12 protein-coding genes are annotated in these 13,953 nt (G+C 37.4%); 11 read left to right on the forward strand and 1 reads right to left on the reverse strand.

Features of this window, described 5'->3' with window-relative positions:
* The 11 genes from IV87_RS10135 to holA form a co-directional block, all read left to right on the forward strand.
* On the forward strand, positions 1-1,478 hold a 1,478-nt coding region (locus IV87_RS10135), incomplete at its 5' end, for a mucin-binding protein (RefSeq protein WP_156407382.1).
* Between the two features lie 239 nt (positions 1,479-1,717).
* Positions 1,718-2,878 carry an FtsW/RodA/SpoVE family cell cycle protein gene (locus IV87_RS10140; RefSeq protein WP_057807923.1) on the forward strand — a complete coding sequence of 387 codons (1,161 nt, stop codon included), beginning with the start codon at positions 1,718-1,720 and terminating at the stop codon, positions 2,876-2,878.
* Positions 2,879-2,896: 18 nt separating this feature from the next.
* Entirely contained in the window at positions 2,897-6,328 is a 3,432-nt protein-coding gene (locus IV87_RS10145) for a pyruvate carboxylase (protein ID WP_057807925.1), read from the forward strand.
* A 32-nt stretch (positions 6,329-6,360) separates the two neighbouring features.
* Positions 6,361-6,636 (forward strand): YlbG family protein, encoded by a 276-nt coding sequence (locus IV87_RS10150; protein WP_057807927.1) that lies wholly within the window; start codon positions 6,361-6,363, stop codon positions 6,634-6,636.
* An 8-nt stretch (positions 6,637-6,644) separates the two neighbouring features.
* Positions 6,645-7,205, forward strand: a complete 561-nt coding sequence (rsmD, locus tag IV87_RS10155) for a 16S rRNA (guanine(966)-N(2))-methyltransferase RsmD (protein WP_057807929.1) — start codon at positions 6,645-6,647, stop codon at positions 7,203-7,205.
* On the forward strand, positions 7,206-7,682 hold the full coding sequence (coaD, locus tag IV87_RS10160; RefSeq protein ID WP_057807931.1) for a pantetheine-phosphate adenylyltransferase: 477 nt from the start codon (positions 7,206-7,208) through the stop codon (positions 7,680-7,682).
* Positions 7,683-7,694: 12 nt separating this feature from the next.
* Positions 7,695-8,741, forward strand: a complete 1,047-nt coding sequence (locus tag IV87_RS10165; protein WP_057807933.1) for a SepM family pheromone-processing serine protease — start codon at positions 7,695-7,697, stop codon at positions 8,739-8,741.
* A gap of 93 nt (positions 8,742-8,834) precedes the next feature.
* Positions 8,835-9,581 carry a helix-hairpin-helix domain-containing protein gene (locus IV87_RS10170; protein WP_057807935.1) on the forward strand — a complete coding sequence of 249 codons (747 nt, stop codon included), beginning with the start codon at positions 8,835-8,837 and terminating at the stop codon, positions 9,579-9,581.
* A 51-nt stretch (positions 9,582-9,632) separates the two neighbouring features.
* On the forward strand, positions 9,633-10,115 hold the full coding sequence (locus IV87_RS10175; RefSeq protein ID WP_057807937.1) for a ComE operon protein 2: 483 nt from the start codon (positions 9,633-9,635) through the stop codon (positions 10,113-10,115).
* A 58-nt stretch (positions 10,116-10,173) separates the two neighbouring features.
* Positions 10,174-12,390, forward strand: a complete 2,217-nt coding sequence (locus IV87_RS10180) for a DNA internalization-related competence protein ComEC/Rec2 (RefSeq protein ID WP_258390205.1) — start codon at positions 10,174-10,176, stop codon at positions 12,388-12,390.
* A complete protein-coding gene (holA, locus tag IV87_RS10185) occupies positions 12,368-13,405 on the forward strand; it encodes a DNA polymerase III subunit delta (protein ID WP_143053202.1) in 1,038 nt (345 codons plus the stop codon). Before IV87_RS10180 ends, holA begins: the two co-directional genes overlap by 23 nt.
* 59 nt (positions 13,406-13,464) lie before the next feature.
* Here holA and rpsT read toward each other — a convergent pair whose 3' ends face one another.
* Positions 13,465-13,719 carry a 30S ribosomal protein S20 gene (gene rpsT, locus IV87_RS10190; protein WP_057807940.1) on the reverse strand — a complete coding sequence of 85 codons (255 nt, stop codon included), beginning with the start codon at positions 13,717-13,719 and terminating at the stop codon, positions 13,465-13,467.
* Positions 13,720-13,953 lie beyond the last annotated feature (234 nt).

Consider the following 13,953-nt stretch of genomic DNA (forward strand, 5'->3'; position numbering starts at 1 on the left):
CCTACACGGTTACGCGAGATGTCACATACACATTAGATGGCACTATTATCGTTGATCCCGGAGATCCAAAGAATCCAACCGATTCAATTGATCCAAGCAATCCTGATGGACCAAAGTATCCGAGTGGTGTTGACGAAAATGATTTGAATAAGACGGTCAGCCGGACAATTACTTACACGGGAGCAGATAAGAATCCAGCAAGTGTCACGCAAACGGGTAAGTATCAACGAACAGCAACAGTTGACACTAAGACTGGTGAGCTACTTGGTTATGGTGCTTGGACATTAGTAACTAATACTGATGCTGATCAAACAAATGATGGTTTTACTGCTATTACAAGTCCGAAGATTTTAGGCTATACTGCTGACAAAGATGTATCTGCTGTAGTCTTGAGTAATGACGAGGTATCAAATTTTGTTAAAAATTCTGATGACCAAGCAGTTACGTACACTTCTGACGGTTCAATTGAAGTTACTGAACCAACCGATCCGACACAGCCTGTTGATCCAAGCAATCCGGATGGGCCAAAGATGCCAACGATTACAGAAACAGATTTGACACAAAAGGTTAGCCGGACAATTACGTACAAGATTAATGCAAGTAATGATCCTAACAAACCAGCTGCACCAACAATTGTGACTCAAACAACTGAGTACAAACGTTCAGCTTTAGTTGATGTTAAAACGGGTGAATTACTTGGTTACACAGCTTGGGTAATTGATGGCAGTAATAAATTAGTTGCGGTCACAAGTCCAAAACTTGAAAATTATCAGGCAAATCCAGTTAACGTTAAGGCTGTTAACTTAACAAGTTCAGATGTTGATGCAATTCGAGCTGGAACTTATGACAGTTTGGATCAGACAGTTGTTTATACCTTTGTTGGAAAAGTTACGACTACAAAAGATCCAGATGGGGGAACCACAACGATTACCAAGAATCCTGATGGTGAAGTTACGGATGTCAATAAGACTTGGCCAGATGGTGATAAAACACATGTTCATGTGGATGTAGATACAGGTAATGAAACAGTTACTGAAACACCAAATGGTAAGAATCCTTTACCAACAGTAACTGTCAAACCTGGAGGAACCGTTTCTGTTGGTAACACGACGGCTCATAATACTGAACCAGATGGTGTGGTTACATTGACTCATACACCTGAAAATAGTAATGAATCCTTCGTTACAGTTGTTAATAAGGACGGTTCTCTAACGTATAGTAAGAATGTTGGAACAGACGTTGTTAAACCTGAGGTATCTGAACAAAAGACTTCACAAACACGATTTAATGTTTCTAGTAAGTTAAGCACTGTGAAACCTTCACAACAGAAACTTTCAGCAACGAAAAAAGCAAATAAACAAAAATTACCTCAAACTGATGAACAAACTAATCAAACTGGCGCCGTAATTGGTTTATCCTTACTTGGTATGATTCTTAGTTGGGTAGGGCTTAAACGACGTAAACACGATGAAAACTAGTTCTGAAAAATTTGAAGTGAAATTGTTTTAAAATTAAAACAAGTTTGGACTTAAAATCCAAACTTGTTTTTTGTATGTTTTGTTTTTAGAAACGTTATTTTTGCGTTGATTTTTCCTTCGAAAATAAGTTAAGTTTTTAATTAGTACGACACTTTCTTAATTTTTGCCAGCGGTTACGTATGCTATAATGTTCAAAGTTAGCACGATTATTTTCACAACCAAGGTGGGTTCATTTTCTAATGAAAAAATTTAAATATTTGGATTATTTTATCGTAGTACCATACGTGATTTTATGCGTATTTGGCATTATCATGGTTTACTCTTCAAGTGCTGACTATTACATTATTAATGGAATTCGTGCCACTAGTTATCTTTTTCGACAACTAGCGTATGTTATGGTTGGTTTTTTAGTGGCGGCATTTGTTTTTGAATTGAAACTACAAAAATTACGTAGTTCAACTTTCTTAAAAATCTTTGCGGCTGGAATGATTATTTCATTTATCTATCTGTTGTTTTGGGGCTCGGTTGTAAATGGGGCGAAAGGTTGGATTGAATTCGGGCCAATTAACATTCAACCGGCTGAAGTCGCTAAACTTTTTCTAACCTTGTATTTGGCAGACATGCTTTCTAAACATAACGATCAATTGGAAAAAGATCCTAAAAGCTATTATCGAGCACCATTAATTATGACTTTAGTATTTGTTTTGGCGATTTTTCTACAACACGATTTAGGCGGAGCAACGATTAATTTTGCGATTGCACTGATTATCTTTTTTGCCAGTGGTATTGATTATCGAAAGGGAATTGGCGTTATTTTGCTTGGGGTTTCTGCTATGATGTTTGTACTTTTACCATTGGCTTCGAGAATTAATGTCAATACCAAAAATTATATGTTACAGCGAATAGTCGGCTTTGCTCATCCGTTTGAACTTGCAAAGGGTGCCGGCAATCAGCTGGTAAATTCCTATTACGCACTAGGTAACGGTGGTGTTTTTGGTGTAGGACTGGGTAATAGTATCCAAAAAAAAGGATACCTACCAGAGGCAAATACTGATTTTATCATGGCGGTTGTCTCAGAAGAACTAGGACTTGTTACCGTTAGTTTGATTTTAATTTTATTACTGGTAATTGTTGGACGGGCAATTTGGCTGGGAATTCATACCCGAAATATGTATGAAACTCTGATATGCTATGGCTTGGCTACTTACCTGTCTGTTCAAACCTTTTTTAATATTGGTGGTGTGACAGGACTTTTGCCAATTACCGGTGTCACTTTTCCGTTTATTAGTTATGGCGGATCAAGTATGTTAGTACTTGCAGTTGCAATGGGCATTTTACTGAATGTAAGTGCCAATGTGCAACGCGAAAAAAATAAAGATTTAACTTTAATTCGAGAATAATGGTTTGGAGGGGTATTTGTGAAAAAAGTATTAGTTGCAAATCGTGGTGAGATTGCTACACGAATTTTTCGTGCCTGCAAAGAGCTGTCTTTACAAACAGTCGCAATTTTTGCGAAGGAAGATGCGCTTTCGGTACATCGTTTTAAAGCAGATGAGGCTTATTTAGTTGGGGCTGGCAAGAAACCAGTTGAAGCTTATCTAGATATTGAAGATATTATTCGAATTGCAAAAGAAAATAACGTGGATGCTATTCATCCTGGATATGGTTTTTTGTCTGAAAACGAACAATTCGCTAAACGATGTGCAGAAGAGGGAATTACTTTTATTGGGCCAAAAGTGGCTCATTTACATATGTTCGGTGACAAACTAGAAGCTAAAACAGTTGCCAACAAGGCTGGAATTGCCACAATTCCAGGCACTAAAGACCCTGTGACCAGCTTTGCGCAAGTTAAGGCTTTCGCAGATAAACACGGATATCCCATTATGCTGAAAGCTGCTATGGGTGGTGGCGGTCGTGGCATGCGAATTGTTAATAAAGACTCTGAATTGCGTGAAAGTTATGACCGAGCTAAAAGTGAAGCCATGCAATCATTTGGTAGTGATGAATTATACCTAGAAAGATATTTACAATCACCTAAACACATTGAAGTCCAAATTTTGGCTGATTCATTTGGCAACGTATTGCATTTGTTTGAACGTGATTGTTCGGTTCAGCGGCGTAATCAAAAAGTTGTTGAAATTGCTCCTAGTGTGACCTTGCCAATTGATTTACGAAAACGGATTTGTGAGGCAGCAGTGCGTTTAATGCAGTCTGTACACTATGTTAATGCGGCTACGGTTGAATTTCTAGTTGAAAAAGATCAATTTTATTTTGTTGAAGTTAATCCACGAGTGCAAGTTGAACATACGGTAACCGAGTTAATTACAGATCGTGATATTGTGCAATCTCAAATTTTGATTGCCCAAGGCAAAAATTTATTTACCGATTTACATTTCCCACAACAAAAGGATTTGACCTATCAAGGTGCAGCAATTCAATGCCGAATTACAACAGAAGACCCTTCAAAAAACTTTATGCCTGATACAGGAACGATTGAAACTTATCGTTCTCCAGGTGGTAATGGTGTCCGTTTAGATGTGGGTAACGCATATACCGGCGCAGTAATTACTCCCTTTTTTGATTCTCTATTGGTTAAAGTCTGTGTTCATGATAGCAACTTTAAAAATACGGCTCAAAAAATGTTACGAGTTTTAAATGAATTTATTATTAGTGGCATTCATACCAATATTGGTTTTCTAAAAAATGTTATTAGTCATCCAGTTTTTCAATCCGGTGAAGCGACCACGACATTCATTGACGAAACGCCAGAACTATTTACTGTGCAAGATAATGTTAATCCAACTAATAAATTGTTGACATTCATGAGTAAAATTACGGTAAATGGTACCGATGGTGTTCCCAGTCATGAGAAAAAGTACTATCCAGAAGCCTTAGAAAAATTACAGATTAGTTCACAAAATGAAGTAACTGCTAAGGATATTTTAGATACTCAGGGTGTTTCTGGCTTGCAAACCTGGATTAAAGCTCAATCTCAATTGCTGTTAACAGATACCACTTTAAGAGATGCTCATCAGAGTTTGTTTGCCACACGGATGCGAACGCATGATATGTTGCCCATTGCAAATAAGATTGATCAAGGCTTGCCACAATTATTTTCTGCAGAAGCATGGGGTGGTGCAACGTTTGATGTCGCCTATCGCTTCTTACATGAAGATCCATGGACAAGATTACGTCAGCTACGACAACGAATGCCTCATACGCTATTACAAATGCTTTTTCGTGGTAGTAATGCGGTGGGCTATCAAAACTACTCTGACAATGTTATCAGTGAGTTTATTCAATTGGCTGCCAAAAATGGTGTAGATGTTTTCCGAATTTTCGATAGCTTGAATTGGGTCCCACAGTTGGAAACCAGCATTCAGGCCGTTCGTGATACTGGTAAAATAGCCGAGGCCACAATGTGTTATACCGGTGATATATTAGATGCAAGTCAAAAAACGTATACCCTTGCTTATTATCAGAATTTAGCTAAGGAGCTTGAGCAGGCCGGTGCACAAATTTTAGCAATTAAGGATATGGCTGGTGTCTTAAAACCACAAGCAGCTTATCGACTAATTAGCACGCTTAAAGAAACAATTTCTATTCCAATTCACTTGCACACGCATGATACGACTGGTAACGGAATTGCAACCTATTTGAGTGCTGCTAAGGCTGGTGTAGATATCGTTGACGTAGCAGCTAGTAGCATGTCTGGAACCACTAGTCAACCAAGCTTGAGCAGTTTATATTATGCGATGGATGGTGATAAACGACAGCCCAAGATAACTATCCAAAATGCTGAAGAAATTAATCGGTATTGGAAGGGTGTGCGTCCGTTTTACCAGGATTTTGAAAATGGTATGACTGGTTCACAGACAGATATTTATCAAACCCAAATGCCAGGGGGACAATATTCTAATTTACAACAACAAGCTCAAGCGTTGGGCTTAAAAGGTCGTTTTGAAGAAGTCAAACTGGCTTACAGGCAAGTTAACAAACTATTTGGTGATATTATCAAAGTGACACCTAGTTCCAAAGTTGTCGGCGATATGGCGTTGTTTATGATTGAAAACAACTTGACACCGGACACGGTGTTATCGGAAGGTGAGCATCTCGATTTTCCTAAATCGGTGGTTGATTTCTTTGCAGGAAATTTAGGCCAACCAGTAAATGGGTTCCCTAAACAACTTCAAAAATTAGTATTAAAGGATAAAACGGCAATCACCGTTCGTCCAGGAAGTTTGGCTGCACCGGTTGATTTTGCAAAAGTTAAGCAAAACTTGGTTGAAAAAATGCACCGGGACGTGACTCCTGAAGAGGTTATTAGTGCAATTTTGTATCCGAAAGTATTTGATGATTATAATAAGTTCATTGAAGATAACGGACCAGTTAGCCAGTTGGATACCCCAACTTTCTTCCAGGGAATTCGCCGTGGAGAAACAGTTGATGTTGAAGTACGTCATGGCTATCATTTAATTATTAAGTTAAATCAAATTGGTCAAGTAGATGAACAGGGACGAAGAACACTTTATTTTGAAGTTAATGGTCGCAAACAAGATATTGTGGTTCGAGATTTAAGTGTGCATGAAACAGTCGCGACTAAACGAAAAGCTGAACCAACAAATGAAAATGAAATTGGGGCCACAATGAGCGGCTCAGTACTAAGTGTAAGCGTTCAAGCTGGCGATAAAATCGGTAAGGGAGCTAACCTATTAGTTACAGAAGCGATGAAAATGGAAACAACCATCCAAGCGCCATTTGATTGTGTCATTAAGCACGTCTATGTTTCGGCAGGGGATGTGGTGGATACAAATGACCTACTGATTGAAATCGCACCACAAAAATTGTAATTAAGTTATTGAGATCCGAATAGGAGGCAATTATGGAATTTACACTTCAGTCTCGTCAAAGTATCATTATTAACTTGGCAAATTTAAGACAGGTTAAACAATTAAAAAAATTTGGTATTTTATATTACGTTTCAAAAAGTATGAAATATGCTGTTTTGTATACTGATCGAGAGCTTGCACAGAAGGCTTGTATCGCAATTGGTAGATTATCGAGTGTAAAGCATGCTGAAATTTCACCACGAGCGGATTTACGAATGAATTTTGACGATGAGCAAGCAGCAGATTTTAAACGAACAAGTGAAGATTAGGTGATAATATGCGAGTGGTATCTGGAGATTTTGGTGGTCGCCGTTTAAAAGCCGTTCCTGGTGTAAAAACACGACCAACTACAGATAAGGTAAAAGAATCAATGTTTAATATGATTGGCCCTTATTTTGATGGCGGAACTTCATTAGATTTATTTGCTGGTAGTGGTGGATTGAGCATTGAAGCTGTTTCTCGAGGAATTGATAAGGCAGTTTTAGTGGATAAACAACGGCAAGCCATTCAAACTATTGAGCAAAATGTGGCGGTGACCAAGGTACCTGCCCAATTTGAAATTATTCGACAAGATGCGAATCGCGCCTTGACAATTTTTGCTGATCAGGCAATGCAATTTGATTTGGTTTTTCTAGATCCACCGTATAAATTGCAAAAAATTACTAAAGAAATGACCAAAATGGTTAGTTTAAATTTATTAAAAAACGGTGCAATTATCGTTTGTGAAACTGATCAGTTTGCAAAACTGCCGGAAGTACTACCAGGTTTTACACTGTGGAAACGGCAAGATTATGGTATTACTGAGGTTAGCATTTACCAATTTGAAGCAGGTGATTAAATGAAAATTGCGGTTTTTCCTGGAAGCTTTGATCCATTAACAAATGGCCACTTGAATATTATCAAACGTGCTAGTAAGCTTTTTGATGAACTTGTAATTGCTGTCGCTGTCAATACCAGCAAGTCAGCATTGTTTAGTTCGGAAGAAAAAGTGCACCTAATTGACGAGGCGGTCAAGGATTTAGCAAATGTTCGCGTAATTACTGTTCAGGGTCTTACTGTAGATTTGTTTAAAAATTTAAAGGCAACCACATTAGTGCGTGGTCTCCGTGATGAAGAGGACTACCGTTATGAACGGCAAATTGCTGAAATGAATCATCAGTTGGAAAATTCTGTTGAAACTGTTTTTTTAATGGCGCGACCACAGGATACGTATGTGGCGTCCAGCATTATTAAAGAAATTGTTAAAATGCATGGTGATATTTCCAAGTTTGTGCCGCAAAATGTGGTGCAACCTTTAACAGATAAATTTAAGTAAGGAAGATGCTTTTTGGCACGAGTACAAAAATGGTTTAAAAAATATTGGTTATTATTAGTTGCCGTGGTGCTTTTAATTATCTTTCTATTTTTACCACTACCATTTTATGTGGAGGGACCTGGAACTGCGGATCAATTGAGCCAGTATGTTAAAGTTGCCCATCAACGTGATCAAAAGAAAGGCAGTTTTCGTATGACGACTGTTTCAGTGATTAAAGGCACGCCCGCAATGTATGTATTTGCCAAGGTAATGCCCGATTATGAAATAGAATCGCTCAGTGATATTACGGGTAATCAAGATAATGCAACCTACAACAAGGTACAAACTTTTTATATGCGTAGCGCAATTAATCAGGCGATTTATGTAGCTTATCGTAAGGCTAATAAATCAGTTAAGGTACACTTTAAAGGTATTTATGTCCTCGAAATTATGAAAAATTCGCAGTTCAAAAAAGTTTTGCAAGTTGGTGATACGATTACTGAGGTCAATCATCAGCGGATAGTTAGTGCAGAAGATGCCATGAAAAAAATCAAAGCACATTCAGTTGGAAACTCAGTTACAATAACGTATCAGCATAATGGTAAGACAAAAACAGCAACTAGAAAATTAGTTCGCTTATCGACCGGTAAACCAGGAATTGGAATTGGTTTAACTGATAATAATACGGTCACAACCAAGATTCCGGTTTCAATTGATCCCCATAACACGGAAGGGCCTTCTGCAGGATTGATGTTTACACTTCAAGTTTATAGTCAACTGAGTAAACAGAATCTACGTAAGGGACGTAATATTGCTGGTACCGGAACGATTGCGACTGACGGCTCCGTTGGTGAAATTGGTGGCATTGATAAGAAGATTGTCGCAGCAAAAAAAGCGGGTGCAACCATCTTTTTTGCACCTTATGTTAAGCCGACAAAACTGATTGAAAAGTATGAACCAGATCATTTAACAAATTATCAATTAGCCAAAAAGACAGCCAAACGAGTTGATCCTAAGCTTAAAGTAGTTCCCGTTCAAAATTTTGAAGATGCCGTAAAATATTTACAAAAAACTAAATAATAGTTAAGGAGATTTTTAATTATTGAAACTAGATAATAAATAAAAATCTCTTTTTATTTTTGCGTATTTTTTAGTGAAGGGATGTGAAGGAGTGTGATCGAAGAGCTTTGGGAAAACTATAAAAAATATATTCTAATTGGCGGTGGTGTACTACTGGTTATAATGGTGGTGTTTTTGTTTATGCAAAAAAGTAATTCACAGGCGAGTTCTAATTCAACATTGATGAATGGGGCTGACGAGTCTTCAGCACCAACTACGATAAGCAGCGCGGCAAGTTCTACAGATACCACGGTGACAGCAAGTAGTTCTGCTGTGAACTCATCAACAAGTGAATATATTTACGTCGACGTTAAGGGAGCTGTCAAACATCCGGGAATTTTTAAGGTTAAGAGTTCAATGCGGGTGGATGATGCAATTAATTTGGCTGGAGGAATGCAAAAAACAGCGGATCGAAAACATATCAATTTGGCACAACGGTTAACTGATCAGCAGGTAGTCTATGTGCCAATTCGTGGAGAAATCAAAGGGGCAGCAACGGGAACTGTTGATGCAGAAATGGCACCGTCAACTACATCAGATTCGTCAGGTGAACTGGCGTCCACCACGGCTAGTTCTACGTCATCTGCGGCTGATGGGACCAGTGGATCAGGTACAGTTAATTTAAATACAGCAACTAAGGAACAGTTACAAACGTTAACTAATATTGGTGAAAAGAAAGCAGATCAGATTATTCAGTATCGAGAAGCACACGGTAAATTTAAAAGTGTTGATGAATTAAAGGAAGTTCAGGGAATCGGAGATAAAACATTTGAAGCACTAAAACCGCAACTAAGTGTATAGGTTTTTAGCAATTATTTGGTATACTTTAATTTAAAGAAGGAAGGCATTTTTATGAGTGATAAACGAATCCCATGGGATCAGTATTTTATGACACAGGCCGTATTGTTGTCGTTAAGAAGTACTTGTACGCGACTTTCAGTGGGTGCGACGATCGTTCGTGATAAGCGGATTATTGCTGGCGGTTATAATGGGTCAGTTTCTGGTGATGTTCATTGTATTGATGAAGGTTGTTATCTAGTTGATGGACATTGTGTGAGAACAATTCACGCGGAAATGAATGCAATTTTGCAGTGTGCTAAGTTTGGTGCTGCAACTGAAGGTGCCGAAATTTATGTAACTGATTTTCCTTGTTTGCAGTGTACTAAAATGATTTTACAAGCAGGCATTAAAAAAATTCATTATCTTCGTAACTATCACAATGATCCATATGCAATGAATCTTTTAAAGCGTATGAACATCGAAGTGCAACATGTTAAATTTACCGATGAAGAAATTGCAGCAGTTTCAATGGATAAAATTTTAAATCAAGACTAATTTTGAGACTTTTCCATGGTTTTTTATTGCAATTCTAAGTATTCTTCTTGATGCTGTAATAACGTCACATGTTTGGTTATTAGTGACTGTCCTTATTTATTGGCTTTTTCGTGTGGTTTGCTTGCGTGATAAAACAATGATTTATTGGACAATAGCAATCGGAATCTGTTTTGCAGGTCTATTTTGGTGGCACAGTGCCAGTTTAAAACAACACACGATGCCAAATCAGGCAAACTGGCAGGGAATTTTGAGAGTTCAACCCGATGAAATTAAATGTCAGGGTGATTATTTTCAATTTACAGGCATAGATAATGATCATCATCAATTGCGAGTATCCGGGTATTTGAAAACGGAACAAGAAAAACGACGATTAGAAAAAATTCGTCATCCAGTAAAAATGTTAGTGCGTGGCCAAATTCAAACAATTGATCAGCCAGGAAATCAAAACCAATTTAATTATCGCACCTATTGTTTTTCAAAGGGTATTACCAACTTGTTAAGTAAGACAACGGTAGTAAATTGGCAAAAAAATCGATCCACTAATCCGATAGAGGCCATTTTAGGGCTGTTACATACATGGCGAAACGATATGCGTCTTTATTGTCAGCAATTGCCAAAATTGATGCAAACGTATGCATTGAGCTTATTGATTGGGTTTAAAGATGAAGCTTTTGATGAGGATATGGAAGGCGTCACAACGCTTGGACTCTTACATTTATTTAGTTTGTCAGGATTGCATGTTTTTTATTTTTGTTCGTTGTTGAAACAATTTTTCTTACGATTAAGACTTACCAAGGAAACAACTAACATACTCCTAATTTTGTTTTTACCAGCTTTTTTAATTATTGGTGGCGGGTCAGGTAGTTTATTTCGTTCAATCATGATGGCAGAATTAGGTATATTAGGAACCAAATTAAAAAAACGACATACACAACTAAATGTGTGGAGTATGACTATGCTGGTGAATCTGGCTTTTGATCCGTACGTAATTTTAAGTATGGGTGGTCAACTCAGTTATCTTCTTTCATTTTTGCTCATCTTTGTAGGTAACTATTCTTCGTTTAAACGCGCCTGGGTTTTAAATATAGTAAGCTTACCAATTATTTTGTTTCACACTTATCAGTGGCATTTATTAACGTCGTTTGCTAATTTCTTGATAATCCCAATTTTTTCTAATTTTGTGATGCCCTTGGTAATTGCGAGTGCAGCCACCTTTTGGTTGATGCCGCAACTTAGTGACTGGCTGACAATGGGGTTACAGGTATTTCATCAATTAGTAACCTTGCTAAGTAAGCTTCCAGGACAAATTGTTTTTGGAAAACCAACGTTAGGATTTACAGCAATATTATTGATTATTTCTTTAGCATGGGTTGCATTTCCACGTTATAAAAAGCATTTCCGTTGGCTCTTATTGGGGTGTTACCTAAGTGGGTTTATTTGGATTCATTTTCCACTCCATGGTGAAGTTACCTTTGTTGATGTTGGTCAAGGTGATAGTATTTTAGTTCGAATGCCATTTAATCACTCCGTAACGGTTATTGATACTGGCGGTAAGGTGGGATTTTTAAAACCGGCTTGGGCAAAAGGAGCGGAAAAAAAGCATCTTCCGCCCGTTTTGGACTATTTGCATAGTCTGGGAATATCGCGAATTGATACCCTTTGTTTATCACATCAGGACGCCGACCATATAGGCGACGCTGGCGTTTTATTATCTAAAATTAAAGTGAGTCAGGTAATAATCCCTAAAGGAATGGAGAATTCTCGTGGTTTTCAAACAAAAGTTAAACCATATTTGAAAAAAGCAAGTTTGTTTCCTGTCCTTGCAAATCAAAAAATAGCTAATTTACCATTTGAGATTGTTCATCCGTTTACAGAAGGAAAGGGTGAAAACCATGATTCCTTAACGTTATGGGGAAAATTTGGAACAGATAATTTTATCTTTTCAGGTGATTTGGATCAAGCAGGCGAACGAGAAATTATTGCCCGTTACCCACAATTACAAGCTTCGATTGCCAAATTAGGGCACCATGGCAGTAAAACGGCTTCGGCTAAAGATTATTTAGATAAAATTCGTGTTAAAATTGGAGTTATCTCGGCGGGAAAAAATAATCATTATGGACATCCCAATCCAGAGACATTGCAAACATTGAAGGAACTAAAAATTCAATCTTTGTCTACGATTGATGAAGGGATGATTAGTTATTACTTTACGTCACAGGGATTTACAAATTGGCGTTTTGTACGGAGGAATTATGAAAAAGATACAGTACACTGAATTATTAAAAAATTTGGCTTCAAATCAAACGCAACCAATCTATTTAATCTTAGGACAAGAGGATTATTTAGAACAACAAATTCAAGATGCTTTTCAGGCGTTAGTTCCCAGTGAGGAACGAGAAATGAACATTGGTAACTATGATATGGAAATCACATCGCTTGGAGTGGCATTAGATGATGCCACCTCGGCACCTTTTTTTGGCGAACGTCGAGTTGTTTTTGTTAGGAATCCGTACTTTTTAACTGGCGAACGGCATAAGGGAGGCCCTGATCAAGACGTTGAGGGTTTACAAGCGTACATTGATCATCCGGTTGACTCAACAGTTTTGGTACTTTTTGCTTCATATGAAAAACTGGATGGTCGAAAAAAGATTGTTAAAACATTAAATAAGCAAGCAACGACGATTCAAATTGGAAATTTGAATACAAGTCAGATTAATCAACTAGTCAAAAATCAACTTAATTCAAAAAAGTATACAATTTCATCGGAAGCATTAGATCAATTGCTTTTTCGCACGGATTCAAAATTAAGCAGAATGATGAATGAGTTGCCAAAATTAATGCTTTATAATATCAAAGAAAAAAAGATTACCACCGAGTCTGTAGATGCGTTAGTTTCCAAAAGTTTGGATCAAAATGTATTTGATTTAAGCAACGTAGTGTTACAAAAAAAGTCGAAAGAGGCTATTGATATTTATCAAAGTTTAATTACCCAACAGGAACAACCACTGAGAATAAACGCTGTGTTGGTTGGTCAATTTCGCTTACTTTTGCAAGTGAAAATTTTGCAGAACCAAGGATTTTCACAAGGGGATATTGCGGGGAAACTGAAAGTCCATCCTTATCGCGTGAAATTGGCGATGCAAACTAGTCGGCGTTTTTCGATGCAGGATCTGACAATGGGGTACACAGGATTAACAGACTTAGATCTTCAGCTTAAATCTACCCAAAAAGATCCAGAACTCTTGTTTGAATTATTTTTACTTAGATTTATTGGTCAACAAATTGCTTAAAAATGCCGAAAATAAAAGCCCTGAGATAAAAATCTCAAGGCTTTTATTAGTTTCATAAATTATTTAGCAAGTTGTTTTGTTAAACGTGACTTAGTACGGGCAGCTTTGTTAGCTTTAATTAAGCCTTTTGTTTTAGCTTGGTCAAGCTTACTGATTGCTGTAAGATATAAGTCTTGTTTGTCGTCAGCGCCTTTAACAGCTGCTGATTCGAATTTTTTAACTGCAGTACGTAACTTACTTACTTGTGATTGGTTACGTAAAGCTGCTTTTTCGTTAGTTTTTACTCGCTTCATTGCGGATTTAATAACTGGCATTTGATTCACCTCCACTGATCTGAAATCAATACTACAACAAGTGTTATTATACAGAAGACGAGTATTTAATGCAATAAGAAATTGTCAAGTAACATTACTTGATAGGCAAAAATTCCTAGTTTACGAGCAGAACTAAAAGTTAAAACTACAAAAACCTATCTCGTTGCCTGATACAAATGCGTTCATGTAACAAAATTATATTAAACTGCCGTCCTGCGGCTCACTTGGTCTGGA

Origin of the sequence: Pediococcus ethanolidurans (genome assembly GCF_001437405.1) — a bacterium.
GTDB lineage: Bacteria > Bacillota > Bacilli > Lactobacillales > Lactobacillaceae > Pediococcus > Pediococcus ethanolidurans.

Excerpts from the sequence above, each read along its gene's own strand:
- IV87_RS10140 (WP_057807923.1), top strand. The coding sequence starts at position 1,718 with ATGAAAAAATTTAAATATTTGGATTATTTTATCGTAGTACCATACGTG.
- IV87_RS10150 (WP_057807927.1), top strand. The coding sequence starts at position 6,361 with ATGGAATTTACACTTCAGTCTCGTCAAAGTATCATTATTAACTTGGCA.
- rsmD (WP_057807929.1), top strand. The coding sequence starts at position 6,645 with ATGCGAGTGGTATCTGGAGATTTTGGTGGTCGCCGTTTAAAAGCCGTT.
- coaD (WP_057807931.1), top strand. The coding sequence starts at position 7,206 with ATGAAAATTGCGGTTTTTCCTGGAAGCTTTGATCCATTAACAAATGGC.
- IV87_RS10175 (WP_057807937.1), top strand. The coding sequence starts at position 9,633 with ATGAGTGATAAACGAATCCCATGGGATCAGTATTTTATGACACAGGCC.
- holA (WP_143053202.1), top strand. The coding sequence starts at position 12,368 with ATGAAAAAGATACAGTACACTGAATTATTAAAAAATTTGGCTTCAAAT.
- rpsT (WP_057807940.1), bottom strand. The coding sequence starts at position 13,719 with ATGCCAGTTATTAAATCCGCAATGAAGCGAGTAAAAACTAACGAAAAA.